Genomic DNA, 892 nt, shown 5'->3' with positions numbered 1-892 from the left:
GACAGATACATGGGATAATAGGAAGAGGTGTTCTGGTTGCCCAGCGTACCCCAAGAAATACGGGGCTTCAACTGGCTCATCAAGGTCTCATCCAAGGGGAAGAATTCCTCGCGTGCAACGTTCCAACCCAAAGAGAACGAACCGAACGTACCCCAGCGGTCTTTGCGCAGGAAACGGGAAGAACCGTCGTAACGCACGTTGGCGGCTACGAAATACCGGTCTTTATAGTCATAGTTGATACGTCCGAAGAAGCCCACCGTAGCCCATGAATAGGCCGAAGCATCGTTGATGACATCCTCACCGGTAGCAGCACCGATTTCGGGCACGTTCTCCGTAATCAGGTCCATACGCTCCACGCTCATCACGCGGTTGTTGTATTTCTCCGTGTTCATACCCACCATTACCTTGAAAGCATGGTCATCAGCTACCGTAAACTCATAGTCGGTGTACAAGCTGGTGGTCAGGTGGTTGGCACGCAACCAACGCTGCATGGCACCGGTCTGGCCTGCCTGATAATTGCTACCGTAAGCCAAGGTATAGGGTTCTTCATTCACACCGTATTCATATACTGTATTCAGGTTCTGCTTGCGGAATTCATTGATGGTGCGCAAACCTGCATTAGCATAGATATTCCAGCCCTTCAGCGGATGGAACACCAGTTGTCCTTGCAGATAAACATTGTCGTTGTCCGTCACAGAGCGGCTACCATTGGTCAACTGCGCCAATTTACCGTTACGCATGTAGTGTCCGTTGGGATCCTGGAAAGGCATGGTCGGCCACATACGTACTATATCATGATAAAGCAAGCCACCCAAATCGGTGTACAAGGGGTTGTCCAGATTGGTATGCACGTACTTCACATTTACTTCTACGTCCAACCATTTGAAAGGCT

The 892-nt window shown here is 50.2% G+C and carries 1 pseudogene; it reads right to left on the bottom strand.

The features are described 5' to 3' along the window. Positions 1-892 (bottom strand): annotated as a pseudogene (locus tag B5F34_RS17190) (TonB-dependent receptor); the annotation flags it as partial.

Source organism: Mediterranea sp. An20, from assembly GCF_002160055.1.
Classification (GTDB): Bacteria; Bacteroidota; Bacteroidia; order Bacteroidales; family Bacteroidaceae; genus Bacteroides; species Bacteroides avicola.
The sequence above is the reverse complement of the archived record's forward strand: the minus strand, read 5'-3'. Positions and strand labels throughout refer to the sequence as shown.